Here is a 26,808-nt window from a genome sequence, read left to right as displayed (position 1 = left end):
GAAGTATGCAGAATCCATTGGGGCTAGAAGAAAGAGATCTTCATCAAAAGCCGGATATATGACTGCAGCTCACCTTAACCATTGGTACTTTTATCTTGCATAACGCGGGACGGACCATATATGACCTTCGTTGATTTTGGGTATGCCAGAACAAGGTAAATAACTTCTTCCGTGGCGATAAAATAGACAATTCTAGCTCCACCACTTTTACCCCTGACGCCCGTAGCCATTCGTATCTTACGCAGACCACCCGTGCCAACAATCAAATCGCCCGTGTCTGGATTTGCGATTAGCTCTTTCTGGAGATCCTTTAGTTCATCATCCGAAGCGATTTCAGTAATCTGCTTTGTGAAGATACTGGTCTCTATAAATTCTATCGCTCTGGTCACATTGCTCTACCTTAAATTGAGTGTACATAGTACACCATAATCCTATATCCAGTAACCCCTCGTTCAATTTTTAAAGGATGGGCCAACGTCTGCACCCTTGGTTGACCATTTAAATGACAGAACGGGGCCAACGCCAATCGCTAGCCCTTCTACTGAGCTTATACGTCTGTTTGCTCGGCCAAAACTAACGCATCATCCAGCTCTACGCCTAAGTATCGAACAGTACTGTCCAACTTGGAGTGTCCCAGAAGTAGCTGCACAGCACGCAGATCGTGAGTCCGGCGGTAAATCAGCGTGGGCTTTGTTCTTCGCATTGTATGCGTCCCATAATCGCAGGGATCGAGTCCGACACTCGTGACCCACTTATCGACGATTCGTGCGTATTGGCGCGTAGAGATGGGCCGACCGCGGCTAATCCTACTCGGAAATAGAAAGTCATTACTGCCTAACCCTTTCTCATCGATCCATACACGAAGAGATTTACGCGTCTCCTCAGTGATCTCGAATTGCACCGGCCGCCCCGTTTTCTTTTGAACGACAATGGCTCTGCGCTGGATGGTGTTTCCGTGGCTAATATCCTTCACCCTCAGCCCGACCAAATCACAGCCTCTGAGCTTACTGTCTATCGCCAAGTTGAACATCGCCAAATCGCGGGTCTGTCCTGCGAGCTCAAGACGGATACGGATTCCCCATATCTCTTTAAGCTTCAGTGGGCGTTTCTGTCCGAGTAGTTTGCCTTTATTCCAGGGTACATTCTGATTTTCTTCACTCATTATTTTATCCTCGTAAGTATCACGAAGAAGTATTGATGAGCATTTCACCCCTTGCTGGCGAACGAGATCAAAGGTCTGCTTTTGGGTGATTTGAATCAGTGAAACAATGCGTTTTTACTGAGCTGCAACTCAATCTCGAGAGAGTACTTAGGTCCGGTTTGGGTCGTTAATTGCCAACCAAACTTAATGCACTAATAGTGGTGCATGAACACGTGCATATCGTTCTATCGAATTTTGTTGGCTATGCAAAGCTGTTTGATAAGCTAGTAAGCGCAGTGAGCTTCGTTTAATGGCTCTTAACGAGTAGTTACCCTTATCACTAAGAATGGCGATCTCTTTAGACATTGCCTCTTTAAGATCCTTAGCGTCCATCATCAGCGTTTCTAGTTCGAAGCTTGCTAAGTAATTTGAATCGTTTTGTGAAAGTTGCATATCAATCCCCTTATTATTGTTGGTGCGATTGATTAGGTTAAGCAAATGGCGTGCCAACTTTTGCAAAATAAAAAACCCGGCAAAAGCCGGGTTCTCAAATCAAACATCAATTAAGCATGTTTCTTCCAATGGTAGTGGTAGTAGACCACCGGAATTACGACTAAGGTCAGTATGGTTGATACCATCAAACCGAAGATCAATGAAACTGCAAGACCACCGAAGATTGGATCGTCAATGATAAAGAAGCCACCCATCATCGCAGCGACTGCGGTGAGTGCAATGGGTAACGAACGAACTGCAGCCGCATTAATCGTCGCTTCTTGGAAGTTCATACCCTCCCTCACCTGCTGCTGAATAAAGTCCACCAGCAGTATCGAGTTACGGACAATGATACCAGCGAGTGCGATCATGCCGATCATAGAGGGCGCTGTGAACTGCTGCCCAAGTATCGCGTGGCCCGGCATGATACCGATAATCGTCAATGGAATTGGTGCCATGATGATTAATGGAATACCGTACGAACGGAACTGAGCGACAACCAGTAGATAGATCATGATCAGACCGACTGAGTAGGCAATGCCCATATCACGGAAGGTTTCAAACGTGATCTGCCATTCGCCATCCCACTTCAAGCTCCACTCATACGGGTCTGAGGGTTCTGAGAAGAAGAAACGATCAATTGGGTTGCCGCTTGGTACGACCTCATCCAGCTTCGATTCAATCTCAAACAGACCATAGAGCGGGCTATCAGTATCACCTGCCACATCACCGGTGACGTAAACAACAGGCAGTAGATCTTTATGGTAAACACTCTGCTCTACTTGCGTATCGATACGCTGAGTAACATCAGCTAAAGAGACCAAGGTGCCTTTATCTGATCGAACTTGAATAGACTCAATCTTAGAGATGTTTGCCTTATCTTGGTCACCCAGCTTAAGCGTTAATGGCACGGGAACGCGTGAGTGGTCATCATGCAGGTATCCCAAGCTTTCACCGCGAATCGCACTGTTTAGTGCCGCAACAATGGTCGCATCTGCTACACCAAAGTGCGCGGCACGAACGCGATCAATCGCGAAGATCTCTTTAGTCTGTTGGGCCTCAATGCTGTCATCGACATCGACTACCCCATCGGTAGACTCAAATTGCGCGCGAACTTGTTTGGCTAGGTCAATTTGACCCTGCTTATCCAGACCATAGATCTCTGCCACTAGAGGTGCCATAACCGGAGGCCCTGGCGGCATCTCAACGACCTTCACGTTGGCGTTGAATTGCTTAGCCGTGTCGGCAAGCAGAGCACGTGCTTCAAGCGCTATTTCATGACTCTTACGATCACGTAACGCCTTATCACTGAGGTTAACTTGAATGTCACCCATATGAGGTGCTGAACGCAGGTAGTACTGACGAACTAAGCCATTGAAGTTAATCGGCGAGGCAGACCCTGAGTAGATTTGGAAATCTTTCAGCTCAGGAAGTGCCTGTAGATCATCTGCCAACTCAGTTAAGACACGCTGCGTCTGCTCTAGAGAGGTCCCCTCTGGCATATCAACGATGACCTGGAACTCACTCTTGTTATCAAACGGTAGCATCTTAAGAATGACCGACTGATTAACAACTAAGTAGACGGATCCACCGATCATCGCAAGAATCGATACCAGCAATAGGTAACGGTTCAACGCCCCTTTGCCTTGACGTAGCATCGGTGTCAGTAGTTTTACGAATAGACCTTTGAAGCGAGATTCAGAGTGGCCATGTCCCGCTGAATGACCTGATTCAACATGACGTCTAAACAGCTTCAAAAAGAGCCAAGGGGTCAAGATGAAGGCGACGGCTAGTGAGATCAGCATACCTGTTGAGGCATTGATCGGAATGGGCAACATGTATGGCCCCATCAGACCGCTGACAAATGCCATTGGAAGCAGCGCTGCTATAACGGTAAACGTAGCCAAAATGGTTGGGCCACCCACTTCATCGACTGCAAGGGGAATCGCTTCACGAAGTGATTTAACCCCCATCGACATATGACGGTGAATGTTCTCTACAACGACAATGGCATCGTCAACCAAAATGCCGATCGAGAAGATCAACGCAAATAGCGACACTCGGTTAAGGGTAAAGCCCCAAGCCCATGACGCAAAGAGTGTAATAGCCAAGGTGACGATAACGGCAATGCCCACCACAATGGCTTCACGAACACCCAGTGCAAATAGCACTAAGACGATGACAGACAGCGTAGCGAAAATCAGCTTTTTGATTAGGGTTTGCGCCTTATCATCAGCCGTCTCACCATAGTTACGGGTAATCGTTGTCTCAATATTATCCGGAACATAGATGCCTTGAATCGCTTCAAATCGATCGATCAATGCATCAGCGACTTCAACCGCGTTCTCACCCGGTTTCTTTGCCACGGCAATGGTGATCGCAGGAGTCACTGCAGTCTGGTCTGCTGCAGCCTGCCCGGTACCAAAAGAGACGTATTGATTCGGTTGTTCTGGAGCATCGTAGATATTGGCAATGTCGCGAAGGTAAACCGGTGCGCCATTTCGAACGCTTATCACTAGGTTTTTAACCTCTGAGACATCCTGAAGTAGTTGACCTGCTTGAACTCGAATGGCGCTGTTCGCTTTGACGCGATCACCAGTATCGGCGGTCACATTGGCGTATTGCAACTTAGCGCGAACATCATCCAAAGTAACCGAGAGTGCCGCCATCTTAACTGGATCGAAGTCGATCTGAATGGCACGGTTAGCGCCGCCAATCACAGTGATGTCGCGGGTTCCTTCAACTCGCTGAAGCTCTGACTGAATCGTATGAGCGACGTTCAATAGATCAGCACTGCTAACTGATTCATCACGACTCCATAAGGTCGCAGCTAGAACCGGTACATCATCAATACCCTTAGGTTTGATCACAGGCTCGCCAATACCCATATTTGGCGGGAAGATATCTCTGTTCGAGTAGAAGGCGTTATAGAGACGGACAATCGCATCGGTTCTTGGCTCACCGACCTCAAAACGAACCGTCAACAGCGCCATGCCTGGGCTGGAAACAGAGTAGATGTTTTTGACGCCACTGATCTCTGACACCACCTGCTCTGCAGATGTGGTGATAAGCGACTCTACTTCAGCAACACTTGCGCCTGGAAAAGGAATCATCACGTTGGCAAAGGTGACGTTGATCTGTGGTTCCTCCTCACGCGGTGTCACCAGCGCGGCAAAAAGACCTAGCAGAAGACCCACGATCGCCAGTAGCGGGGTAATTTCAGTCGTTAAAAAACTCTTGGCAATTCGTCCCGATATGCCCAGTGTTTGAGTGTCATTACTCTGCACGATTCGCCTCCTTATAAATTGAGGCCGCTTTAATAGGATCAAGTGCTACGGTTTCGCCCTCTGCGAGACCAGAGATAATTTCTACCTGTTCACCAGCAGTTTGACCGGTTCTGATGTATCTAAATTGGAGAGCTGAATCGCCTGAAGCCACATAAACACCTTCCACTTCACCACGAGTCGCTATAGATGACTTAGGCAGAGTCAGCACAGGCTCTTCATCAATGGTAAATTGAACACGTGCTAACTCACCTGGAAGCGGCATTTGAGCAGGGTCACCCGCTGGTAACGTTAGAAGCAGTGTAAAGGTATGACTTAGTGGATCGGCTGTCGGAATTAAGCGTTGATCGACAGGTTCTACAACCTGATCACCCAACACAACATTAACAAACTGACTCTGTTTGGCATCGACCAGGTTGGCTTGCGGGATTTGAACTCGAACACGTAATCTATCCAGTGCAATCCCCTCTATCAATGGTGTACCTGGTTGTACCGTCTCCCCTTCAGAAACTAGCTTGTTAACCACTACACCTGAATAGGGCGCGATTACCTCAGTGTAATCAAAACGAGCACGGGCATTAGAAACCTGAGCTTTTGCTGCATCGAGTCTTGCTTTGGCTGCATCACGTTGTTGGCGAGCGCTGTCTACAGGCGCGATCGCGACCAATTTGCGCTCAAACAGTGCGGTTAAACGATCCAATTGACGAGTAGCTTCATCAAAAGCGGTTTGTGCTTCATTGAGAGAAGCTCTTGCAGCATCCAGCCCTGCGCGCTGTTCACTCTGTGTTAGGCGAGCTATCACACTGCCCTGCTCAACAAAATCGCCATAATCAAAAGGTAATTCTAGAATTCGACCAGAAGTTTGTGCGGCAACAATAGCTCGATTAACCGCTTCCACAGTCCCGTCGAATTCGACCTTGATCGGTTGCTGAATAATTTTGGTCTCAGTAAACGCTAGCTCTTGGGCTGAAGCCAGTTGCGTTAGTGAAATGGATGTCACTAGGGTGCACGCGGTCACTGCTAGGTTAACGGCCTTTCTGATCTGCATATCAAACACTCTATTCGTTTATAAGGGTTAAGTTCCGGTAATAATATATTAGGCAAAACTAATATAAAAGAATTTTTAATATTTTCTGTACTTTCTGAATGCCCTGCTACACTGAATGAAATTCAATCTATTAATAGAGATTATGAAAGTACTGATTGCTGACGACGATAAAGTCTTAAGAATGCTGATGGAGCGCCAACTTGAGGGTTGGGGCTTTGACGTAATGACCGCGCAGGATGGTGAAGAGGCATTTGAAATTCTGACAACAGAAGCAGAACCTCCACGTATGCTCGTTCTTGATTGGGAGATGCCCAATCTGGATGGCATAGAGCTTTGTCGTAAAATCAGAGCGCTTGAGAGTAATGATCCACCCTACATTGTGTTGGTCACTGCACACTCCGATCAAGAGCACTTGGCAACTGCACTGCAAGCCGGAGCTAACGACTACATCAGCAAACCTACTAAACCCGTTGAGTTGCGCGCACGACTGGGCGTTGGTTTACGAACTTTAGAGCTGCAAAATCGACTCAATATTGCCAATGAGATGCTCGCCTACAAGGCAGAGCATGATGAGCTGACCGGTTTGCAAAATCGCGCCTCTCTGATTGAGCATCTTGATAATGAAATTGAACGAACTAAACGTACCGGTGAGCCCTTAGCACTGGCCATTTGCGATATCGACTTTTTTAAACGGGTCAACGATACCTATGGACACCCCGTTGGCGACAGAGTGCTTAAAGAGTTTGCTGATCGAATGAAAGAGACATTTAGACCCTATGATCTAGTGTCACGATACGGCGGTGAAGAGTTTGTTGTCTGCTGTACGGCGCTTGAATCAGAGCCTAAAGCGATTTTCGAGCGATTCAGAGAAGTAATCGAATCAACGCCCTTCTTAGAGAGCGATCTTTCTTTAGGAGTAACCGTCAGTGTCGGAATAGCGACCTTTGATGGCATCAGCACAATGACAACAAAAGAGGTTATGCTAGAACTGATCAGCGATAGTGACAAAGCACTTTACGCAGCCAAACACTCAGGTCGAAATCAGGTCGTGATGTTTGATCCTATACCACACTCTGATTCTAACAAATCTGAAGAAGCCCTTACCGATGGCCAGATTTGCTAAACAGTGCATCCCCCATCTGATCAATCGTCATTTTTGCTTTGTTCGTGGTGACTTCTACACAGATCTCTTTTGATGCCATGCTATCAGCACGAATAAACGGCTGTTCCAACCATTGGCCATCAATCTCCTTGGAGATCATGCCACCTACACCATAGCCACCATCCACTTTTCTCGGTTTGACTGAAACCTTGAACCCTTTGTATTCAAACTCCGAAGCCACCGGTTCTTCAACAGGGTCTGAACGGAGAAGTTTTTTTATAAACTCAATCACTTGGATACCTCTACAGGGGTGACGACCCCCTCAAATTGGATTAATCGTTTAGATAACTCAGAGAGAGCCTCTCTGTCTCGCCCTGTGGTCAGTATCTCTAATTTACCCGCTTGATTGGAGAGAGAGAGTAAGTTCTGTTCAGTTAAACGACGTTTAACTTCAAGCGCGATCGATTCCGATGTGTCGATCACCTTAACCGGATGACTGAACAACTCGCTGATCTCTTTCTCAACAAATCCATAATGCGTACATCCAAGCGCTAAGGTATCAATATCGGCTGCTTCAAACTGATCAATATATGTGGTTAGTAGTGTGCTGAGTTGTTGATTGGTTGTGTTTGGGTTTTCAATTAATTCGACCAAACCCGGGCAGCCAAGCGCTGTAATCGACTCGGCTTGCTGTTTAAGCTGGGAGACCAATCGTTGGAACTTCTGACTCTCTACCGTGTATTGAGTTGCCAGAACGCCAACGCGTTTTGACTGACTCATCTTAATGGCAGGCTTTAGTCCGGGTTCAACACCAATGATCGGTAAGGAGAATAGCTCTCTGCACTCGTGAACAGCAGCAGCGGTTGCTGTATTACACGCGATCACAATCGCCTTGGCGCCCTTCTCAATGAGGTAAGAGACGATCTGAACCACCCTCTCACGGATCACTGCATCGCTCTTATCACCATAGGGTGCATAGCCACTGTCAGCGATATACAGGTAGGACTCATTGGGTAGGTTGTTAAGGCAAGCGGATAAGATACTTAACCCGCCCACTCCTGAATCAAAGACTCCAATCGGAGCGTGTTCATATGGATTCATTAATCGTCAAATACAGATCTAAAGTTACGAATAAGTTTAACGCAGAATGATATGAGATGGTCAGAATAATTATTTTTGTGCAATGCAAAAAAAAGTGTTGATTGTTTTTTAGTCAATGTCTAATATGGCGTCAAATGTTGCAGTGCAACAAACTTTTTAGATAGAAACTTAAAGACCTCGGAGGTCACCATGTACAACGAAATGATGAACCAGTTCAAAGCACAGATGGCTCCTTTCACTAAAGCAGCTGAAATCAACAAACAAACTGCTGAAAAACTATTCGGCATGCAGCAAACTGTTGCTACAGAGATGCTAAACCGTGGTCTTGAGCATGTTAAAGCATTGACTGAATCAAAAGAGCCAAAAGCTGCTCTAGAACTTCAGGTTGCTTTCTTTAAAGAGATGGAAGCAAAACTGAACACAGTTGCTGAAGAAGAGATCTCTGCTCTAATGGCTGCAAAAGCTGAACTTACTGAAATCTTCGAAAAGTCTACTCAAGAGATGACTGAAGAAGCGATGGCTCAGTTCTCTAAGTTCGATCTAGCTCAGTTCGACCTTTCTAAATTCGACATGAAAAACTTTGATCTTTCAAACTTCATGCCTTCAGTTGAAGCGGCTAAACCAGCTGCAAAAACAACTCGTAAAGCGGCTGCTCCAAAAGCAACTGCTTAATCGACCAGTCGATACAAAAAAGCCGCTTGAGATACCTCAAGCGGCTTTTTAGTTTTTGAGATTAGCTTGTTAAATTAGCTAAGCTGAGCTTTTGCCCAGTCAACTACGACTGCTTCACCCTCATCCAAGTGAGCCTCGAGTTCGGACAGGCTTTCAAGCAATCCAGAAACAGTCGGTCTAACGATGTTGAGATGACCCACCTTACGACCAGGACGGATCTCTTTACCGTACCAGTGCACATGAGCGCCCTGCACCGCCAACCACTCTGGTTTCCAGTCTCTTCCAAGCAAGTTATACATCATAGAGACACCACGAAATTCAGGGGTGATCAATGGTAAACCGGCAAGCGCTCTCAAGTGCAATTCAAATTGACTGACACTAGCACCCTCTTGGCTCCAGTGTCCGGAGTTATGGACACGTGGCGCTAACTCATTAACCAATAATTCACCATCGACAACAAAACACTCCATCGCCATGACGCCGATGTAGTCAAAGTCATCCATGATCGATCCCAGCCAACGTTCAGCACTTGCTTGCATCGCAGGGTCATTATCCAACCCAGGTATACTCGCACGCAAAATGCCGTCTTGATGCCAGTTACGCGTCATTGGGTAGAAGACCTTCTCACCCTGTGCATTTCGTGCGCCAACTAACGACACTTCATGTGAGAACGGGATCATCGCTTCGGCGATGGCAATACCATCCCATTCAGCAAGAATCTCATCACCCTGCTTCCAGCGCCATTGACCACGCCCATCGTAACCACCCATACGCGCCTTTACGACGGCACGCTCACCCAGAGAGGATAGCGACTCGGCAATGGATGCATCGGCACTGTTTAAATCAACCCAAGGGGCCGTTGGGACATTAAGGCGATCTAAGGTCGATTTCTGACGAAAACGATCAATGACCTGATATAGAGCCGCATCGTTTCGAAAGTTTGGGTGAGATTTAAGCTGATTACCGACCGGGTTCTCAGGCCAGTGCTCAATCTCTACCGAGATAACGTCGTCGTCATTCAACTCGACCAGTTGATCACCTATCGGGTGAATAGGTTTTACTTCAAGCTGCAGGGGTGCACCTGCTTGCTGAAGCATTTGACCTAGTTGACCATTACCGGCAATGACAATACGTGGCAACTGCATGCTTAACCTCGTGGATCTGGATTATCTAGAACCATTTGGCTCTGTTCATTACGCCAATTTTGTAGGCGAACGGCGAGCTCTGCATCTGTTGTTGCGAGCATCTGAGAGGCCAGTAGTGCGGCATTAAATGCACCTGCTCCACCGATAGCCAGTGTTCCAACAGGAATACCACGTGGCATCTGAACAATGGATAGAAGACTGTCTTGACCGCTCAATGCCTTGCTTTGAACAGGCACACCCAGCACAGGCACAATGGTTTTAGCAGCAATCATACCCGGGAGGTGAGCCGCACCACCGGCACCGGCAATAATGACTTTGATGCCATTGTCGGCAGCTTGTTCAGCAAAGCGGAACATCTTATCTGGGGTGCGATGTGCCGATACCACTTCAGCGGTGTACTCGACACCGAGTACATCTAGCATCTTGGCGGCTTCTTCCATGGTTGGCCAGTCTGATTTAGACCCCATAACTATTGCGACGCGGGCGCTCATTCATCTCTCCATATCGAGTTTGATCTCGAAAAATAGGCAGTCGGTTTCGACAAAAAAATAAGCGTGAAATTATAGCAAGAAAGAGTCAGCCAGACCTACCCTTTTAAACCAGTGCTGACTGAAAGTTGAAGATCAACACCAGTATTACAAGGCTAACAGGAATACTGGTAATGGTAAGAGCGGCAATACGATCGACAGGACCGCCGTATCGAACCGTTAGAACATAACTCATCACAGCAACCGGCATCGACATCTGAATAAGCAGTGAGAGCGCTGCAGTGGTATCGATAGTAATTAGGGATACAACCAGCCAGGCAATCAAAAAACCCGACAAGGGTCGGTAGATGGATAAACCTGCAATGATGCCAACCTGACGGGCATCCCCTATCTTTAAACGGGCTAATGAACGGCCTAACAACATGACCATAATCGGTATAGCTATACCGGAGATAGAATCAAAAGTACGACTGATAGGCACAGGAATCGTCAAATCCATCGATACCACGATTGCCCCTGACAAGAGTGCTAACAGAGGCATATTGGTGACCAGTGAGCGCCAATTATATTGGCCTGACATGGCGGTGGTTCCTAATGTCCAGTGACTAAGCGTCACAGTTGTTGAAATGATGACCGCAGATGCCAGAGCCTCAGGCCCCAACAGTGCAAAGACCAGTGGAATACCTAAATTGCCCGTATTGGGGTTGACCAGTGTCGAGAGATAGAAGCGCGGTGAGGTGTTAAGCAGCTTGCAAAAAATGGCTATCAGAGTAGCACCGACCGCTAAGCAGAGAGCGGTCACTCCCATCAAATACCCCATCTCTGTGACGGGAACTTTCATCTGAGTCACCGAGGTAAACACCAGAGCGGGCAAGGCGATCTGGCTGGAGAGCATGGCCAAACCAGGGTGTTCTAGGTAGTCCGTTTTTCGTGCCAGAAAGAAACCAAGGACGGCGATCAAAAAAACCGGAGTAATAGCAGAGATAAAAGCTGTAAACATGGAGTCACTATCTTAATGTTGGATGATGATTATACAGTTGTCCGCAAATAGATAGGCAACTATCATTGAGCGATTCTTCTTTAAGCTGGATCAAACATGACTCAGAGACTCTCCCCTTCAACGATTTTCCTGATCGCCAGTGGCTGCCTATTATTGATGATCTCCTTTGGTATACGGTCGAGTTATGGTTTGTACATGCGTCCTATTGAGGCTTCAACCGACTGGGGGCGTGACATCATAGGCTTTGCCCTAGCCTTGCAAAACCTGAGCTGGGGAATTATGTCGGTTTTCACTGGCGGGCTTGCCGACCGTTTCGGAAATCGCAACGTCCTGTTTGGTGGCGCACTGGTCTATGCCCTAGGTGTTTATCTAACAGCTGGTGTGTCGGATCTTTTCACGCTTAATGCAGGATTAGGGTTTCTCGTGGGTGCTGGCGTCGCCGGCACTTCGTTTGGCATCGTTCTTCCTGCTTTAGTTCAATCCGTTCCACCAGAACGACGTGACTGGGTACTCGGTTTGGGCACCGCTTGTGGCTCTGCTGGTCAATTTGCGCTTGTTCCATTGGTTCAGATGTTTATCTCTGATTTTGGCTGGATCAACTCACTGCATATTCTAACGGCTATCGCACTATTGATGATGTTGTTAGCCATTCCTCTGAATGCTAAAAAAAGTTCTGTCATTAAAGAGACGGATCAAGGATTTGCTGAAACAGTGCGATTAGCCGCTGGTCACAAATCCTACTGGCTTCTGGTATTTGGCTTCTTTGTCTGTGGCTTTCACGTCGCATTTATTACAGCGCACATGCCAGCCTATTTATCAGATTTAGGCTTCGCGCATCAGGTCGGTGCTTGGTCTCTCTCATTGATTGGTCTGTTCAATATCGCTGGGGCGTTCTGGGCCGGCAATATCTGTCGCAAGCACTCACGATCGAAGCTACTGTTGGCAATCTACGGAGGAAGAACGATTGCGATCGCCCTCTTCTTGATATTCCCTATCACGCTGACATCGGTACTTATCTTCAGTGCAGTCATGGGGCTGCTGTGGCTGGCAACTGTTCCTCCAACCTCCGGCATCGTTATGAATATGTTTGGTACACGATACATGGCCACCCTATATGGCTTCGTATTCTTTAGCCACCAAGTGGGTAGCTTCTCTGGCGTCTGGTTAGGTGGCTATCTCTATGAAACCTATGGCCATTATGAGTACATCTGGTGGGCCGGTATCTTCTTTGGTTTGATGGCTGTTCTACTTCACTGGCCAATTGATGAAAAACCACACCCCTCTTTCGTAACCCAAGAGAGTTAAAGTTCGGTTTTTAGGAACCACAAGGATGTATTTTTCGTAACAAAATAAACAGAGGGAAATACTGATGAGCCACAAAATAGATTACTACCTGTCACCGATCTCACCCTTTACTTGCCTAGCCGGTGATCTGTTGGATACACAAGCACCCGCTGAGGTCGTGTATCACCCATTCGATATTGGCCGTCTATTTGCTGCAACTGGGGGTGTGCCGGTTCCTCAGCGATCGCCTCAACGTCAAGCTTACCGTTTAGCTGAACTCGCTCGGATTCAAAAACAACGCGGAATTACTATTAACCTCAAGCCAAAGTACTTCCCAGTGGATGGTCGCCCTGCCTCTAAACTACTACTTGCAGTTAGGGATGCAGGGTCGGATGTGCCAGGTTTGGCTCGAGCACTCTTAAGTGCCGTATGGCAGAGAGATCTGAATATTGCAGAGGACGCTGTGTTAGCTCGACTTCTCGATGAACTGGGTATTGATTCAGCTCTATTAGAGCAATCAAAAGGCTTAGATGATCAGTTGGACAGAGAGACTGACGAAGCCATTGAGGCTGGTGTCTTTGGCAGCCCCTTCTACATCGTAGACGGGGAACCTTTCTGGGGACAGGATCGTCTAGAACAGGCGATCGAAAGAGCCAAAAGTTAAATTGTCGCGGTTTGCCCTTCGGGCAATTCGCTCCTACAAACGGAGCGTTAAATTGTAGGAGCGAATTGGAGCGCAGCGACAAACCGCGATCCATAGGGCCACACCTTCTATCAAGTAATAACGTCAGGTTCTGTGCGTCCTGTAAATTGCTTAATACCGATCAACTGATTCGCCAACTCGATTAAAGGTTTCAAAGCTGCTTGTGTGTCAGTAATCGACTCATCCTGAGTGAACTGATCAAGATAGACACGTAGCGTAGCACCGGCCGTGCCGGTTCCAGATAGCCGAACAACGATACGACCTCCGTTATCGAACAATATACGCACACCTTGATTATGACTGACGGAGCCGTCAACAGGGTCTGAGTAGCTGAATTGATCTGCCAGAGTCACGGTAACGCCATCAAATGCCCCTCCTGCAAGACTACCTAAAGAGGCTGTTAGCTGCTGCATCATATTGGCTGCACTGTCTGAATCGATTGATTCATAGTCATGGCGAGTAAATAGATCCCTTCCGAATAGAGACCAATGATCCTTAACCAGTTCAGAGACCGATTGACCGGTCGCGGCCAGAATATTGATCCAGCATAGAACAGCCCAAAGTCCATCTTTCTCGCGAACATGATCTGAACTGGTACCAAAACTCTCCTCACCACAGAAGCTGATACGGCCATCATCCATCAGGTTGCCAAAGAATTTCCAACCGGTAGGAGTCTCATAACAGTTGATACCGAGTTTTTCAGCCACACGGTCAACTGCACGACTGGTTGGCATTGAGCGAGCGACACCCTTTAATCCATCTTCATAGGCGGGAATCTTTTGTGCGTTCGCGGCTAAAACAGCCAAACTGTCACAAGGGTTTACATAAAAATGGTTGCCAATGATCATATTTCTATCGCCGTCCCCGTCCGAAGCGGCACCGAAATCTAACCCTTGTTCATTGACTTGTTTGACCAGTTCGGCTGCATGAACAAGATTGGGGTCGGGGTGATGACCACCAAAATCCTCTTTTGGAATCGCGTTAATAACGCTCTCTTTTGGTGCACCCAACCGGTTGATGAATATCTCTTGTGCATAAGGCCCAGTCACGGCATGCATGGCATCGAAACGAAATGTGAAATTTGAACCGCTCAAGAGCTGTTTCATGATTTTAAAATCAAACAACTCCTCCATCAGATCGGCATAATCTGTGACAGGATCAATCACCTTAATCAGCGCATTTCCAATGCTAACCTCTCCAACACTATCAAGATCTACAGGTTCAGCATCAATCGTAAAGTATCGAGAAATGGTTTCCGTCGTTTGGTGAATACTGTCCGTCTGGGTTTCACTTGCAGGGCCACCGTTGGCACGATTAAATTTAATGCCAAAGTCTTCATCAGGGCCACCTGGGTTGTGACTGGCTGACAACACCAATCCACCGACTGCACCATATTTACGGATAACACAGCTGGCTGCTGGCGTTGACAGAATTCCTGCTTGACCCACGATTAAGGTTTCAAAGCCATTGGCGATCGCCATTTTAATGATGGTTTGAATCGCATCACGGTTAAAATAACGACCGTCACCACCGATCACGAGTGATTGGCCTTGGCAGCTCTCTAAAGAGTCAAAAACAGCCTGAACAAAATTCTCTAAGTAGTTGGTTTGCTGAAATACTTTAACCTTTTTTCGAAGGCCAGACGTACCTGGTTTCTGACCAGAGTAAGGTGTTGTTGTGATGACTTTTCTATTCATTAAGACCACATATAGATTAGGTTTAAACCATTAACGATTGGAAACAGTTAGATAAAAAGCTAGCAAGATATATGCCGCTTTTTAAACATCATCTTCAATTAATTCTAAGCCGTAATATTGAAGAAACTCAGTAGCCGGCATAGGTTTACCAAATAGGAACCCCTGCACCTGATCAACACCTAATTTAAGCAGTCTGTCTGCCTCCGAGGCGTTCTCAACCCCTTCTGCTACGACTGTCAGCCCCTCCGCTTTGGACAAATATACGACCATTTTCGTTAAATGCTCAGACGAGGGGTTTAGATGAATGTCTTTGATAAAGGCTCTATCTAGTTTGATGGTATCGGCGGGTAGGTTTTGAAAATAGGCGAGTGAGCTCATACCGGTACCGAAATCATCCAAAGCGATTGAATAACCTAGCTCTTTCACGGCATCTAAGGAGCGCTTTAAGTTATCCAAAGAGACGTCTGTCTCCTGTTCAGATAGCTCAATCTGTAACTCTCCGGCACTAAAACCGTACTTTTCTTGGACCTGACTCAACTCGTAGGTGACACGCAAATCCTGAAGATCATTAGCGCTTAAGTTAAATGAAACCGAGATCGGTAGACCCGACTGTTTCATTGTTTCACAAAAATGTGCGGATTGCTCAACGACACTGTTTATAAATGTAAGCCTGTATGGGGAGGACTCAAGAAGATCGACAAAATCTTTTGGTGTTAGCAAACCTTTCTCAGGGTGAATCCAGCGGACCAGTGCCTCCGCACCTACCAGTCTATTGTTATCTTTAATATCGACCTTAGGCTGAAAGAACATCTGTATCTCATGGTTAGCAAATGCCTGAGAGACTTCATAAGATTGAATATCTGTTTGGCCGTTAAGATGATCACGATCTTTCAAATTGAATCGAGCAAAATCTGTTTTCTCTTTGGTGGCACGCACAAATACTGTATCCAAGTTATGCAGTGCACTATCCAGATCAGTTGAGTCATTAGGGGTATCGGTTGAAACAACAATCGGCGAGAGATCCGTTGCCTCTTTTTTTAACTGACGAAGTCCACGCTCAAATGCGTCCCAAAACCGTCGCTCTGACATCAGAACGTAAACCCCATTATCAAGCCTGCCAATGGATGCACCTGCAGGACAAACTTCCCTTAACAACTGATTAAATTGAGTAACGCTCTCTTTAAATTCAATCGAACTTTCTGAACTTTTTCCTACACTATCCAAGATATTTTTAATGTAGACACCATAGACTCTTACAACACCGTCAGGATTCTTATTTTTGAGCCAATCAAAATGCTGATGAATTTGATAATTGTCTATAAATTCAGACGTTAAGTCGCTGTTTTCTTTACACTCTTTATAAAAAACAAGAGAGTAGATACGATTAAACAGCACCGCTACTGAACCATAGACCAGCAAGGAGTAAGAGAGCGTTATTAGATGGGTATAGAGCTCAGAAATCAGCTCCTCTTGTACTCGATAGGAGTGAATAAATAAGAGGAGAGAGAGCCAGATAGGTATGAAGAGTAATACCCATTTTTGAGCCAATACAAAGCGAAGCAATACTGGCAAAAGCGCACCTGACAAATAGGCTAATGCTATATCATCCGACACTAAGGCTAGCGATATTGAACCAGCTCCCATAGTAAGGAAAGCTACAGCTCCACCCCAGCTTAAATGAATACGGTGCACAAAATATTGGATGACTAACAAAGAGAGAGTGAGCGGGTAAAAGTAGGAGCCCGTCAATGAATCTGTGAAAAGCTGCTGAAGCAGAGATAAAAGTGAAAGTGCTAATGATATCAACAGCAACGCATTAATCAGCAACCTAAACAGGCATCGACGGTTCTTGAACCAGTTACTGCGGTTGTAATCTCGAACTTGCATTAGCCATCACTTTTTCGAATAGATTATTGATTTTATGGTAATCAGGGGCGAATCGCTACCACCAAGTCTCAGGGCTCGATAAGATAGAACCTCTTTGATGACAGGTTTAGATGATGAACGTTCTCGGGATTACCGCACCGCTCTTTACGTTAATGGCTATTGGGTTTTTAGCCGTTAAATATAACGCACTGTCTAAGGAGGCTATCCCTGGGATAGCCCGCTTTGTTTTGGTTTTTTGCATACCGGCGATCATTGTCGGCAATCTATCTAAGAATAGCCCTGCTGATATCTTTAATAGCGATTACGTATCGATTTATGCTATTGCCGCAGTCGCTACCTTCTTCATTTCGTTGGGTCTGATTCGGAGCGTCAGACAGGGTGATGCTAAACAGTCATCAGCATTAGCCATTGGGGCCGCTATGCCCAACAGTATTTTTGTTGGCTACCCTATTCTGCTGCAGGTCATGCCCGATATGGCCGCTCAAGTATTAGTTGTCTGTATACTGGTCGAAAACCTAGTGGTGCTTCCGTTAGCGCTCCTGACTACTGAGTACTTCTCAGCTGATCATAAAGACAAAACGCTGTTAGGCTCACTAAGCTCAATTTTTAAACGCCTGATCAACAACCCGATACTCATCGCAATAGCGGTTGGCTTAATTTTATCGTTGAGCGGCTTTCAACTGCCGTTGTTCATCGACGAAAGCTTAGGGGTGCTCGCAAAAGCGGCTGGTGGCGCAGCACTGATCGTTATTGGAGGATCTTTAGTAGGAAACTCTATTCGCGATGATTTGAGTACTTTAGGAATGATTGCAGGGGCAAAACTGTTGATTCAACCTGCTCTAGCCCTTCTGCTGATTACCCTCTGGTGGGACTTTGATCGACAATGGCAGATAGCTCTAATTGTCATCACCGCTTCACCCATGTTCACCATCTACCCTATTCTCGCTGCACCTTATGGCGCAGCAAAGACGGCTTCCAGCTCATTGCTGCTGACTACGGTCGCGTCCTATGCGACGCTGAACACTGTTTTGGCGTTTGTGCTGTAGACCGGAGCGTAATTTGAGGGCGGATGACAGGCTGATAGCCAGTCACCGGTGCTTGCCTTGACATCTTCGTGCCAGTGACTGGCCTTCAGCCTGTCACCTGCTCTCTCAGCGTCTTCCAGAAACATAAGACAACAAAAAGGCCGCAACAGCGGCCTTTTTAACGATAAGCTAACACTTAATCCAAAAGCTGCTCTAGCTGGTGTAGTGTCTCCATTGCTGGCAATACCTGCTGAACGCTTGAGTTTGGCTCGCGACCTTCGCGAATCGCCGCAATGAATTCACGATCCTGAAGTTCGATGCCGTTGTTCGAAACAGCAACGCCAGAGAGATCAATTGGGTTCTCGTTACCATCTACCAAATCATCGTAACGGGCGATGTAGGTACCCTTGTCACAGATGTAACGGAAGAAAGTACCAAATGGACCGTCGTTATTAAAAGATAGAGAGAGTGTACACAGTGCACCGCTCTCTGACTTCATACCAATCGACATGTCCATTGCAATGTTAAGTTCTGGGTGAATTGGGCCCTGCATCGCTTGTACTTTTGTACACTTCTCGCCAGTCTGGTACTGGAATAGATCCACGGTGTGACAAGCGTGGTGCCAAAGCAGGTGATCCGTCCATGAGCGCGCCTTACCCAGAGCGTTCTTGTTAGAACGACGGAAGAAGTAAGTTTGAACATCCATCTGTTGAATCTTCAGCTCACCCGCTTGGATTTTGTTATGAATCCACTGGTGGCTTGGGTTGAAGCGGCGAGTCTGACCCGACATGGCTACCAAACCCGTGCGCTTTTGTGTCTCAACCAGTTTGATTGAGTCTTCAATGTTATCCGCCATCGGAATCTCAACCATGACGTGCTTGCCTGCTTCAAGACACTGAATAGACTGTGAAGCGTGCATTTGAGTCGGTGTTGCAAGAATGACCGCATCAACATCATCACGTGCCAGTGATTCAGCAAGATCTGTTGTTGCGTGTGCGATTCCACGCTCTTTAGCAAACTCAGCAATGGCATCAGGTTTAGTACCAACCACTGACGTCACAACAACATCTTCAATGTTACTCAATGCATCTAAGTGTTTTAGACCAAAAGCGCCCATAGCGCCTGCAACACAAACTCTCATTAGTGTCTCCCTAATTCGAATGGATAAATATTGTCCCTAAGATTATCAAAATGGATCTTTCATAGAACCGTTAAAAATTCTAGACGTCATTCAAAAATGTGAATGCAAGTTTAGAGCAAACCGCTTCTAAGATACGGCCAGCCGCAGTAGATCGATAAATTTTTGCTGGGCATTAGTGGGGTTCCATGAGCTGCGACGGGTAATGCCGATGGGGCGTTTTGTACCTGACATCTCAAAAGGCAGCACCGCCAAATCCCCTTTGGATAACTCAAACTCCAACTGATGCTGAGAGATTAACGTGAGTCGATCACCCCCAAGTAACAGCTCTCGAATTAACACATGGGAACTGGTTTCGACGATGGATAGACCTTCTCTCTCCTCACCTTGCAGGATGAGCTCTTCAAAGAGATTGCGGGTTGGTGCACCACTTCTAGGGATAACCCAACCATAGTTGAGGAGGTCCTCACGGGTAATCTGATCGATATTAAGAGCGGGATGCCCTTTGCGTGCCACAATCGCTAATGGAGGCGCTATGAGTTCTTCTTGAACGATATCACTGGTTGGGATCGGGAAACGCAACGCACCGACCAAAAGATCCACATCCCCCTGAAGTATATGGGCTAAAAGATCTTCATAGGGCCCATCGACCAACTCTAAAGTGATACCAGGATAAGCTTTGGTAAATTCATTTATCGCTTTGGGCAGCAGCGAGGTACGTGCTAATGGCATGCTGCCGATGCGCATCCGCCCCACTTCACGACCATCACCAAGGCCTGATAACTCTTGAAGTCCTTGATGAATCTCTGAAATGGCCAACTTGGTTGATTTAGAGAACACTTTGGCCGCTCGTGTTGCCGCAATGCCGGTACTGGTCTTTTCGAACAGCGACAGCCCCATGAGTGACTCAAGTTCACGAGCTGATCGATGAAGTGACGATTGTGATACACCCAGATTTCGACCTGCAACACTGTAGTTTTGTGCATCAGTAACCGCGACAAGTGCTTTTAATTGGGTCGTCGTCAGCTGGGTCATGATGCGTTCAATGGTCTCCATTCGACGATTCGACATAGACGACAGCGCATCGGCCAGACCCAGCCTTAGGACAGCAAAGGCGCTATTCACCCTAGCCTCCCAGATTTCACCCGCTTCCGTCAGATACATACCACTGGACTGACGCTCAAACAGCTTTACTCCGAGCAAGCGTTCTAACTTTGCAATAGCTTGAGTCATAGCGGGTTGAGAGAGAAAGACACGCTCTGCAGCCTGACTTATGCCTCCTGCATTGGAGACCTCAATGAATACCCGAAGATGTCGTATGTTAGGAAGATTCTTGAACATGAGGGTCATTGTAACCCGATGTGATTTAAATACCTATATCAAAAACAAATACCTAAAAAGTAAAAACTAAATAGCTTAAAAAAGACGATATAGAGAGGATAGAAACATAGAAATCCAATTCATTATAAAAGGACGTTTGAGACATGATTATTGATTGCCATGGTCACTACACAACCACACCACCTGGTGTTGGCGCTTGGCGTGAAGCTCAAAAAGCAGAAGTAGAAAAGAATCCAGATTTTGTCGGTGAAAAAGGCGACTTTGGTGTTACTGATGATGAGATCCGCGAGTCGATCATCAATAATCAGTTAAAACTTCAGCAAGAGCGTGGCACTGATCTGACTATCTTCTCACCGCGTGCCAGCTGGATGGCTCATCATGTGGGTAATGAACACACCTCTAAGTTCTGGACTGAAAACCAAAACGACCTCATTCGTCGTGTTTGTGACCTATTCCCAGAGAACTTTGTCCCTGTGGCACAGCTTCCTCAGTCACCGGGTGTTGATCCTGCTAAGTCTGTACCAGAGATCGTACGTACCGTTGAAGAGATGGGCTTTATTGGTATCAACCTTAACCCAGATCCATCAGGTGGCCACTGGAACGGCAGTCGTCTTTCGGCTCGTGAGTTCTACCCTATCTACGAGAAGATGTGTGAGTACGACATCCCTGCGATGATTCACGTATCAGCTGCCTGCAACCACAACTTTGATACGACGGGTTCACACTACCTAGGCGCAGATACCACTGCATTCCAGCAACTGATGATGTCTGATGTATTTAAAGACTTCCCAACGCTTAAGATCATCATCCCTCACGGCGGTGGTGCAGTTCCTTACCACTGGGGTCGTTTCCGCGGTATGGCATTGGATAAAGGTTTTGAGCTAGAAGAGCGCGTTTTGAATAACGTCTTCTTTGATACCTGTGTCTACCACCAAAAAGGGATCGACTGCCTTCTGGACGTTATTCCAACTGAAAACATTCTGTTTGCGTCTGAGATGATCGGTGCGGTTCGTGGAATCGATCCTGAGACGGGTCACTACTTCGATGACACTAAACAATACATCGACGCGACAACCAAAGTGAATGCTGAGCAGAAAGAGATGATCTTCTCTGGCAATGCTCAACGTGTATTCAGTCGCTTGAAGGTTTAAGGAGAGGAACATGGCAGAGAACGTAGTTGTTCAACATATTGAACGAGCTGATTCAGAAGTAATCGCAGGTCTTGCTAAATTGGGCGTTGCAACCGTTCATGAAGCTCAGGGTCGTCGTGGTCTATTAGCCCACTACATGCGCCCAATCTACTCTGGTCGCTCTATTGCAGGCAGTGCAGTGACCATCTCTGGTGCTGCCGGTGATAACTGGATGATGCACGTAGCTATTGAGCAGTGTAAACCCGGCGACATCATGGTATTTGCACCCACCTCACCTTCTGTTGATGGCTTCTTTGGTGACCTACTGGCGACCTCAGCGAAATCGCGCGGCGTACAGGGCCTTATCATTGACGGCGGTGTTCGTGATACTGCGATCCTTAAAGAGATGGATTTCCCAGTCTGGTCTAAAGCGGTTTACGCCAAAGGCACCATCAAAGAGACTCTAGGCTCAGTGAATATCCCACTGGTCTGTGCTGAGGCATTGATCTACCCAGGCGATATCATCGTTGCTGACGATGACGGCGTATGTGTTGTTCGCCGCGACGAGGCCGAAGAGGTTCTTAAAGAGGCCCTAGCGCGTGAAGCTCGCGAAGAGGAGAAGCGCGTTCGTATGGCCAATGGTGAACTAGGTCTTGATATCTACAACATGCGCCCTCGTCTAGAAGAGAAAGGCCTTAAGTATGTCTAATGGCATTCGCTGCATGTGGATGCGCGGCGGTACATCTAAAGGCGGTTACTTCTTAAAAAGCGACCTACCTTCAGAAATTGCCGCACGAGACGCGTTTCTTTTAGGCATGATGGGCTCTCCAGATCCACGCCAGATTGATGGTCTCGGTGGTGCTGACCCACTGACCTCGAAAGTTGCCGTTGTTAGCGCTTCTGATCGTGACGACGCCGATGTCGATTACCTCTTTTTACAGGTATTTGTTGATCAAGCAATCGTTACCGATGCGCAGAACTGTGGCAATATCTTGGCAGGTATCGGTCCCTTCGCCATTGAGCGTGGCCTAGTTCAAGCAACGGGCAATGAGACTCAGGTTCGTATCTTTATGGAGAACACGGGCCAGATCGCTATCGCGACAGTAGCTACACCAAACGGCCAGGTTTCCTATAAAGGCGACTCAAAGATTGATGGCGTACCAGGCACTTCGGCTGCGGTCCCTCTAGAGTTCCTTGATACAGCGGGTTCATCTTGTGGCGCCCTTCTTCCTACCGGTAACGCAGTTGATCTGATCGACGGTGTTGAATGCACCCTGATCGATAACGGCATGCCGGTTGTCGTGATGCGAGCATCAGACATGGGAATTAGTGGCAGCGAGTCTCGTGAAGAGTTAGAGGCTAATAGCGACCTTCGCGCCAAGCTTGAAGCGATACGCCTACAAGCGGGCCCAATGATGAATCTTGGCGATGTGACTGAGAAGTCTGTACCTAAGATGAGCATGGTCAGTGAAGCGAAAGACGGTGGTGCTCTATCGACTCGTACGTTTATCCCGCATCGTTGCCACGCTTCTATCGGTGTATTGGGTGCAGTCAGCGTTGCTACCGCAGCCATTTTGCCGAACTCTCCTGCCGCTTCAGTAGCCACCCTACCTGAAGGCAATAGAAAAACCTTAGCCGTTGAGCACCCGATCGGAGAAATGACGGTTGTTATTGATATCGATCAGGATGGCCAACCGAAAAGCGCTGCACTATTACGCACAGCGCGAAAACTATTTGATGGCGAAGTTTTCGCTGAATAATTAGGAATAAAGATCATGGATGCAGATTACCGCCCGTTTCACGACAACCCTAAAAAGCCTGACTTTGTAGCGCCTGCTGGTGCTGTGGATGCTCACTGCCACGTATTTGGTCCTGCGGATAAATTCCCCTACCACCCCAAGCGTAAATACACACCTTGCGATGCATCAAAAGATCAACTCTTTGCTCTGCGTGATTACCTTGGTTTCAGTCGTAACGTGATCGTTCAGGCTTCTTGTCACGGTACAGACAATGCAGCACTGGTTGACGCACTTGAGACTGCGGGCGATCTAGCACGCGGTGTAGCGGTCGTTGACCCAGCGATCACGGTAGAAGAACTTGAAGCGATGGACAGAGCGGGTGTCCGCGGTGTTCGTTTTAACTTCGTGAAACGTCTAGTCGATACAACCCCTAAAGAGGTGTTCCTATCGATCGCTGAGAAGATCAAACCATTAGGCTGGCACATCGTTGTCTACTTTGAAGCGCCAGATCTAGAAGATCTAATCCCGTTCCTTAACGAGCTAAACACAACCATCGTGGTTGACCACATGGGTCGCCCAGACGTGGCTAATGGTGTTGATCACCCTGACTTCCAGCGTTTCATGGATCTAATGCGTAACAACGATAAGGTGTGGACGAAAGTCAGCTGTCCTGAGCGTTTGACGCTACAGGCACCGGACTACTCTGACGTTGTGCCGTTCATGCGTGCACTCGTTGAAGCTTTCCCAGATCGCGTACTTTGGGGTACAGACTGGCCGCACCCGAACATGAAATCACACACACCTGATGATGGTGCACTGGTTGATGTGATTCCACAGATCGCCGTAACTGAAGAGCTACAGCGTAAACTATTGATCGATAACCCAATGCGTTTGTACTGGGAACGATAAGGAGTTCTTATGATTGAACCGATCATTGAAGGAACATATAAATTTGATGGCGTAGCAGCAAAACTCGGCTACAACCTTAATAAGATGTGTTTCTCTTTCAACGAGGAGAGCTGTCGCGAAGAGTTTCGTCAAGACGAAGCGGCTTACTGCGATAAGTTTAAGCTGACCCCTGCACAGAAAGAGGCGATCCTGAAGCGCGACATCATCGCTCTACTACGTAATGGCGGCAGTATCTACTACCTTGCAAAATTTGCAGGCACGCTTGGCCTTAACGTACAGGACGTTGGCGGCATCATGACCGGCCAGACGACTGAAGAGTTCCAAGCTTATTTAGACAGTCAGGGAGTGGGCAAAACGAATGGCTAAAATCTTAGGTGCTATTGGCACATCACACGTTCCTGCTATTGGTGTTGCGGTTGATCGCGGCATTGAGGACACCCCTTACTGGAAAGACCTATTTGCTGCTTATGTACCAGTTCGCGAATGGATCAACGAGAACAAGCCAGACATCGCTGTACTGTTCTACAACGATCACGGTCTAGAGATGTTCTTAGACAAAAAGCCAACCTTCTCTATCGGCTGTGCAGACGAGTACCACAACGCTGATGAAGGCTGGGGTATCAAACCAATCCCACCTCTAACCGGTGAATCAGATCTATCTTGGCACATCGTTAACCACCTGATCGAAAACGACTTTGATCCAACTGTCTGTCAGGACATCAAAGTGGATCACGGCGCGACAGTTCCTATGTCTGTCCTCTACCCAGGCCATACCTACAAAGGCACTAAGGTGATTCCCATCGCCATTAACTGTGAACGTCACCCTATGCCTAAACCATCACGCTCATATGCTTTTGGTAAAGCGATAGGTGATGCCATTCGCTCTTGGGATAGTGACCAGACAGTTGTTGTTCTGGGTACTGGCGGTCTATCGCACCAGCTAGATGGCGAGCGTGCAGGCTACCTAAATACTGAGTTCGACCAGATGTGTATGGATAAACTGGTCACTGATCCAGAGTCACTGACCCACTACACCAATGATGAACTCACGGAAATTGCCGGTGCACAGGGTGTCGAGCTCGCCATGTGGTTAGCAATGCGCGGTGCTTGTTCTGGCCCTGTTGATGAGTTGGTTAACGTCTTGATCGCTCCAATATCAAACACTGCGGCTGGTGTACAGCTTCTTGTGCCTAAAGATTGATTCTGCGTGATGGTCTAAAAAAGCGCCTGTTGGCGCTTTTTTCTTGCCGAAATGATTCGGATTATTTTCGCGGTCTCAGCTGGGCTGAGATCGCTCCTACAGTAGGACTTCGGAAAAAATTATCTACGTAGCTCTTCTGTAGAAGCGAATTGGAGCGAAGCGACAAACCGCGACTTGCTTTTACCGCTCTGGAAAGAGCGTATTCATCACCTTCTCATTGGATGAACGGATGTGCAGTCTAAGCAGTTCTGTAGCCGTTTTAATATCTCGCGCAAATGCGGCATTCATAAGCTCTTCGTGTTCATCTTTACCTGATGGTTGATTCAATGGCTGGCTGGTTAATGCCAAACGGCGAAAGCGTTCACCCTGATCATACAGCGTCGATATGAAGCGTAACTGCCACTCAGAGGGACAGGCGCTAATGAGTGCCATGTGAAAACGGCGATTCTCACGAGTACGCGCAAGTACCTGATCATCTTCTTGCCCAGCAGACTGTGACTTAACCGCTAATTCGCGGTGGCGTGCTCCTGCAATGGCCGCCTCCCAATCGAGATCACCTAGCTTGATCGACTGCTTAAAAGCATCCACTTCAAGCATTTCCCGCAGACGACTCACCTCAACAAACTCATCCGCTGAAATAGGTGCAGCCCAATAACCACGCTGACCACGACGAGTTACCAACCCCTCTGCGGCGAGCCTTGAGAGTGCCTCACGAACCGGAGCCGCACTGGATCCATAACGGTTAGCTAAGACAGCAATCGATAACTTCGATTCAGGCTCTATATTGCCCTCTAAAATATCGGTACGCAGTTGTTGGTAGGTTGACGGGGTTTCTTGGTTTTCCACCCTTAGGCTCCATTTGTATCTATTAGCCTATATTTTCTCTTATCTTGAAAATTAAAGCTATTGAGCATTTAACTGTTTAAGTAGGTCTTAATCTCTTAGATATGTAGAATTCTGCTCTTAATATTTACAAGCTAATCCCGTATCATTGCCAATATTAGAATTTACTAATTAATAGGCTTATCTATGTTTCCTAAAAAACGCGCTCCTCTTGTTCAATCAGTGTTAATGTCTCTGGTGATGGTAACGATCATGACCTTTGTGATTACCACGGTGAATACCGGTTTAGATGAAGGTTTTATGGCTCGTTGGGGCTACGCTTATCTGGTTGCTTGGCCGATTGCCTTCTCTGTGATCCTAATTTTTGGTCGCCGAGTCGCTGCATTGACTCAAAAGCTTTGCACTAAGTAGGTTTTTAGATATCGTTGGCTGAACTCA

27 protein-coding genes are annotated in these 26,808 nt (G+C 47.2%); 12 read left to right on the top strand and 15 right to left on the bottom strand.

The genetic code is table 11. From position 1 onward, the window contains the following. Positions 1-74 precede the first annotated feature (74 nt). From XMD564_RS03975 to XMD564_RS03955, 5 genes are all read right to left on the bottom strand, one after another. Positions 75-389 carry an addiction module toxin RelE gene (locus XMD564_RS03975; RefSeq protein ID WP_173507848.1) on the bottom strand — a complete coding sequence of 105 codons (315 nt, stop codon included), beginning with the start codon at positions 387-389 and terminating at the stop codon, positions 75-77. 158 nt (positions 390-547) lie between these two features. Next, complete coding sequence (locus tag XMD564_RS03970) at positions 548-1,162, bottom strand: tyrosine-type recombinase/integrase (RefSeq protein WP_173482843.1); 615 nt, start codon at positions 1,160-1,162, stop codon at positions 548-550. Positions 1,163-1,345: 183 nt separating this feature from the next. Next, positions 1,346-1,594 (bottom strand): hypothetical protein, encoded by a 249-nt coding sequence (locus tag XMD564_RS03965; protein ID WP_173480915.1) that lies wholly within the window; start codon positions 1,592-1,594, stop codon positions 1,346-1,348. A 110-nt stretch (positions 1,595-1,704) separates the two neighbouring features. Further along, entirely contained in the window at positions 1,705-4,920 is a 3,216-nt protein-coding gene (locus XMD564_RS03960) for an efflux RND transporter permease subunit (RefSeq protein ID WP_173507847.1), read from the bottom strand. Continuing rightward, the gene (locus XMD564_RS03955) at positions 4,910-5,965 is read right to left on the bottom strand and encodes an efflux RND transporter periplasmic adaptor subunit (protein WP_173507846.1); all 1,056 of its coding nucleotides are present in this window, start codon (positions 5,963-5,965) and stop codon (positions 4,910-4,912) included. Before XMD564_RS03955 ends, XMD564_RS03960 begins: the two co-directional genes overlap by 11 nt. A gap of 142 nt (positions 5,966-6,107) precedes the next feature. Here XMD564_RS03955 and XMD564_RS03950 point away from each other — a divergent pair, with 142 nt between their 5' ends. Then, entirely contained in the window at positions 6,108-7,088 is a 981-nt protein-coding gene (locus tag XMD564_RS03950) for a diguanylate cyclase (RefSeq protein ID WP_173507845.1), read from the top strand. Here the strand turns inward: XMD564_RS03950 and XMD564_RS03945 are convergent. Continuing rightward, positions 7,066-7,359 (bottom strand): HlyU family transcriptional regulator, encoded by a 294-nt coding sequence (locus tag XMD564_RS03945; RefSeq protein ID WP_173506007.1) that lies wholly within the window; start codon positions 7,357-7,359, stop codon positions 7,066-7,068. The genes XMD564_RS03950 and XMD564_RS03945 overlap by 23 nt on opposite strands. Further along, complete coding sequence (gene murI / locus XMD564_RS03940; RefSeq protein ID WP_173507844.1) at positions 7,356-8,168, bottom strand: glutamate racemase; 813 nt, start codon at positions 8,166-8,168, stop codon at positions 7,356-7,358. The genes XMD564_RS03945 and murI overlap by 4 nt, the downstream gene beginning before the upstream one ends. A 189-nt stretch (positions 8,169-8,357) precedes the next feature. Between murI and XMD564_RS03935 the strand changes: the two genes are divergently transcribed. Next, on the top strand, positions 8,358-8,840 hold the full coding sequence (locus tag XMD564_RS03935; RefSeq protein ID WP_173507843.1) for a phasin family protein: 483 nt from the start codon (positions 8,358-8,360) through the stop codon (positions 8,838-8,840). 74 nt (positions 8,841-8,914) lie between these two features. Here XMD564_RS03935 and purK read toward each other — a convergent pair whose 3' ends face one another. From purK to XMD564_RS03920, 3 genes are all read right to left on the bottom strand, one after another. After that, entirely contained in the window at positions 8,915-9,985 is a 1,071-nt protein-coding gene (purK, locus tag XMD564_RS03930) for a 5-(carboxyamino)imidazole ribonucleotide synthase (protein WP_173507842.1), read from the bottom strand. A 2-nt stretch (positions 9,986-9,987) separates the two neighbouring features. Then, a complete protein-coding gene (gene purE, locus XMD564_RS03925; protein ID WP_173507841.1) occupies positions 9,988-10,476 on the bottom strand; it encodes a 5-(carboxyamino)imidazole ribonucleotide mutase in 489 nt (162 codons plus the stop codon). 103 nt (positions 10,477-10,579) lie between these two features. Further along, on the bottom strand, positions 10,580-11,473 hold the full coding sequence (locus XMD564_RS03920) for an AEC family transporter (RefSeq protein WP_173507840.1): 894 nt from the start codon (positions 11,471-11,473) through the stop codon (positions 10,580-10,582). 96 nt (positions 11,474-11,569) lie between these two features. Here XMD564_RS03920 and XMD564_RS03915 point away from each other — a divergent pair, with 96 nt between their 5' ends. Together XMD564_RS03915 and XMD564_RS03910 are read left to right on the top strand one after the other, a co-directional pair. Then, the gene (locus XMD564_RS03915) at positions 11,570-12,778 is read left to right on the top strand and encodes an MFS transporter (protein ID WP_173507839.1); all 1,209 of its coding nucleotides are present in this window, start codon (positions 11,570-11,572) and stop codon (positions 12,776-12,778) included. A gap of 64 nt (positions 12,779-12,842) precedes the next feature. Then, the gene (locus XMD564_RS03910) at positions 12,843-13,421 is read left to right on the top strand and encodes a 2-hydroxychromene-2-carboxylate isomerase (protein WP_173507838.1); all 579 of its coding nucleotides are present in this window, start codon (positions 12,843-12,845) and stop codon (positions 13,419-13,421) included. A gap of 110 nt (positions 13,422-13,531) precedes the next feature. Here the strand turns inward: XMD564_RS03910 and XMD564_RS03905 are convergent, their stop codons facing one another. Further along, positions 13,532-15,157 (bottom strand): alpha-D-glucose phosphate-specific phosphoglucomutase, encoded by a 1,626-nt coding sequence (locus XMD564_RS03905; protein ID WP_173507837.1) that lies wholly within the window; start codon positions 15,155-15,157, stop codon positions 13,532-13,534. An 81-nt stretch (positions 15,158-15,238) separates the two neighbouring features. Then, the gene (locus XMD564_RS03900; protein WP_173507836.1) at positions 15,239-17,044 is read right to left on the bottom strand and encodes an EAL domain-containing protein; all 1,806 of its coding nucleotides are present in this window, start codon (positions 17,042-17,044) and stop codon (positions 15,239-15,241) included. Between the two features lie 110 nt (positions 17,045-17,154). On the opposite strand from XMD564_RS03900, the gene XMD564_RS03895 reads away from it, so the two are divergent. Next, on the top strand, positions 17,155-18,090 hold the full coding sequence (locus tag XMD564_RS03895; RefSeq protein WP_173494426.1) for an AEC family transporter: 936 nt from the start codon (positions 17,155-17,157) through the stop codon (positions 18,088-18,090). Between the two features lie 175 nt (positions 18,091-18,265). Here the strand turns inward: XMD564_RS03895 and XMD564_RS03890 are convergent, their stop codons facing one another. Together XMD564_RS03890 and XMD564_RS03885 are read right to left on the bottom strand one after the other, a co-directional pair. Then, positions 18,266-19,210: a Gfo/Idh/MocA family oxidoreductase gene (locus XMD564_RS03890; protein ID WP_173482466.1), complete on the bottom strand. Its 945-nt coding sequence runs from the start codon at positions 19,208-19,210 to the stop codon at positions 18,266-18,268. A gap of 126 nt (positions 19,211-19,336) precedes the next feature. Beyond that, complete coding sequence (locus XMD564_RS03885; protein WP_173498054.1) at positions 19,337-20,548, bottom strand: LysR family transcriptional regulator; 1,212 nt, start codon at positions 20,546-20,548, stop codon at positions 19,337-19,339. A gap of 143 nt (positions 20,549-20,691) precedes the next feature. Between XMD564_RS03885 and XMD564_RS03880 the strand changes: the two genes are divergently transcribed. The 6 genes from XMD564_RS03880 to XMD564_RS03855 are packed head-to-tail and all read left to right on the top strand — an operon-like array spanning position 20,692 to position 25,527. Further along, positions 20,692-21,699, top strand: coding sequence for an amidohydrolase family protein (locus XMD564_RS03880; protein ID WP_173480899.1), 1,008 nt, complete (start codon positions 20,692-20,694; stop codon positions 21,697-21,699). Between the two features lie 10 nt (positions 21,700-21,709). Continuing rightward, complete coding sequence (locus tag XMD564_RS03875) at positions 21,710-22,387, top strand: 4-carboxy-4-hydroxy-2-oxoadipate aldolase/oxaloacetate decarboxylase (RefSeq protein WP_173480898.1); 678 nt, start codon at positions 21,710-21,712, stop codon at positions 22,385-22,387. Further along, on the top strand, positions 22,380-23,438 hold the full coding sequence (locus XMD564_RS03870) for a 4-oxalomesaconate tautomerase (protein WP_173507835.1): 1,059 nt from the start codon (positions 22,380-22,382) through the stop codon (positions 23,436-23,438). The genes XMD564_RS03875 and XMD564_RS03870 overlap by 8 nt, the downstream gene beginning before the upstream one ends. 12 nt (positions 23,439-23,450) lie before the next feature. Then, positions 23,451-24,326 (top strand): amidohydrolase family protein, encoded by an 876-nt coding sequence (locus XMD564_RS03865; protein ID WP_371740250.1) that lies wholly within the window; start codon positions 23,451-23,453, stop codon positions 24,324-24,326. 9 nt (positions 24,327-24,335) lie between these two features. Next, complete coding sequence (locus XMD564_RS03860; protein WP_173498057.1) at positions 24,336-24,692, top strand: protocatechuate 3,4-dioxygenase; 357 nt, start codon at positions 24,336-24,338, stop codon at positions 24,690-24,692. After that, positions 24,685-25,527, top strand: coding sequence for a class III extradiol dioxygenase family protein (locus tag XMD564_RS03855; protein ID WP_173498058.1), 843 nt, complete (start codon positions 24,685-24,687; stop codon positions 25,525-25,527). Before XMD564_RS03860 ends, XMD564_RS03855 begins: the two co-directional genes overlap by 8 nt. 180 nt (positions 25,528-25,707) lie before the next feature. On the opposite strand, the gene XMD564_RS03850 is transcribed toward XMD564_RS03855, so the two are convergent. Further along, positions 25,708-26,373, bottom strand: coding sequence for a GntR family transcriptional regulator (locus XMD564_RS03850; protein ID WP_173488885.1), 666 nt, complete (start codon positions 26,371-26,373; stop codon positions 25,708-25,710). Between the two features lie 183 nt (positions 26,374-26,556). On the opposite strand from XMD564_RS03850, the gene XMD564_RS03845 reads away from it, so the two are divergent. Beyond that, positions 26,557-26,781, top strand: a complete 225-nt coding sequence (locus XMD564_RS03845) for a DUF2798 domain-containing protein (RefSeq protein WP_173488886.1) — start codon at positions 26,557-26,559, stop codon at positions 26,779-26,781. Positions 26,782-26,808: the final 27 nt, after the last annotated feature.

Source organism: Marinobacterium sp. xm-d-564 (assembly GCF_013283345.1).
GTDB lineage: Bacteria > Pseudomonadota > Gammaproteobacteria > Pseudomonadales > Balneatricaceae > Marinobacterium_E.
Note: the sequence above shows the minus strand (reverse complement) of the source record. Positions and strands in the feature narration are given on the sequence as shown.

Bases quoted from the DNA above. Each gene is read 5' to 3' on its own strand.
- XMD564_RS03900 (WP_173507836.1), bottom strand. From the start codon at position 17,044: ATGCAAGTTCGAGATTACAACCGCAGTAACTGGTTCAAGAACCGTCGA.
- purE (WP_173507841.1), bottom strand. From the start codon at position 10,476: ATGAGCGCCCGCGTCGCAATAGTTATGGGGTCTAAATCAGACTGGCCA.
- XMD564_RS03970 (WP_173482843.1), bottom strand. From the start codon at position 1,162: ATGAGTGAAGAAAATCAGAATGTACCCTGGAATAAAGGCAAACTACTC.
- XMD564_RS03910 (WP_173507838.1), top strand. From the start codon at position 12,843: ATGAGCCACAAAATAGATTACTACCTGTCACCGATCTCACCCTTTACT.
- XMD564_RS03895 (WP_173494426.1), top strand. From the start codon at position 17,155: ATGATGAACGTTCTCGGGATTACCGCACCGCTCTTTACGTTAATGGCT.
- XMD564_RS03905 (WP_173507837.1), bottom strand. From the start codon at position 15,157: ATGAATAGAAAAGTCATCACAACAACACCTTACTCTGGTCAGAAACCA.
- murI (WP_173507844.1), bottom strand. From the start codon at position 8,168: ATGAATCCATATGAACACGCTCCGATTGGAGTCTTTGATTCAGGAGTG.
- XMD564_RS03875 (WP_173480898.1), top strand. From the start codon at position 21,710: ATGGCAGAGAACGTAGTTGTTCAACATATTGAACGAGCTGATTCAGAA.
- XMD564_RS03870 (WP_173507835.1), top strand. From the start codon at position 22,380: ATGTCTAATGGCATTCGCTGCATGTGGATGCGCGGCGGTACATCTAAA.
- XMD564_RS03845 (WP_173488886.1), top strand. From the start codon at position 26,557: ATGTTTCCTAAAAAACGCGCTCCTCTTGTTCAATCAGTGTTAATGTCT.
- XMD564_RS03950 (WP_173507845.1), top strand. From the start codon at position 6,108: ATGAAAGTACTGATTGCTGACGACGATAAAGTCTTAAGAATGCTGATG.
- XMD564_RS03885 (WP_173498054.1), bottom strand. From the start codon at position 20,548: ATGTTCAAGAATCTTCCTAACATACGACATCTTCGGGTATTCATTGAG.
- XMD564_RS03955 (WP_173507846.1), bottom strand. From the start codon at position 5,965: ATGCAGATCAGAAAGGCCGTTAACCTAGCAGTGACCGCGTGCACCCTA.
- XMD564_RS03920 (WP_173507840.1), bottom strand. From the start codon at position 11,473: ATGTTTACAGCTTTTATCTCTGCTATTACTCCGGTTTTTTTGATCGCC.
- purK (WP_173507842.1), bottom strand. From the start codon at position 9,985: ATGCAGTTGCCACGTATTGTCATTGCCGGTAATGGTCAACTAGGTCAA.
- XMD564_RS03855 (WP_173498058.1), top strand. From the start codon at position 24,685: ATGGCTAAAATCTTAGGTGCTATTGGCACATCACACGTTCCTGCTATT.
- XMD564_RS03965 (WP_173480915.1), bottom strand. From the start codon at position 1,594: ATGCAACTTTCACAAAACGATTCAAATTACTTAGCAAGCTTCGAACTA.
- XMD564_RS03935 (WP_173507843.1), top strand. From the start codon at position 8,358: ATGTACAACGAAATGATGAACCAGTTCAAAGCACAGATGGCTCCTTTC.
- XMD564_RS03860 (WP_173498057.1), top strand. From the start codon at position 24,336: ATGATTGAACCGATCATTGAAGGAACATATAAATTTGATGGCGTAGCA.
- XMD564_RS03880 (WP_173480899.1), top strand. From the start codon at position 20,692: ATGATTATTGATTGCCATGGTCACTACACAACCACACCACCTGGTGTT.
- XMD564_RS03890 (WP_173482466.1), bottom strand. From the start codon at position 19,210: ATGAGAGTTTGTGTTGCAGGCGCTATGGGCGCTTTTGGTCTAAAACAC.
- XMD564_RS03915 (WP_173507839.1), top strand. From the start codon at position 11,570: ATGACTCAGAGACTCTCCCCTTCAACGATTTTCCTGATCGCCAGTGGC.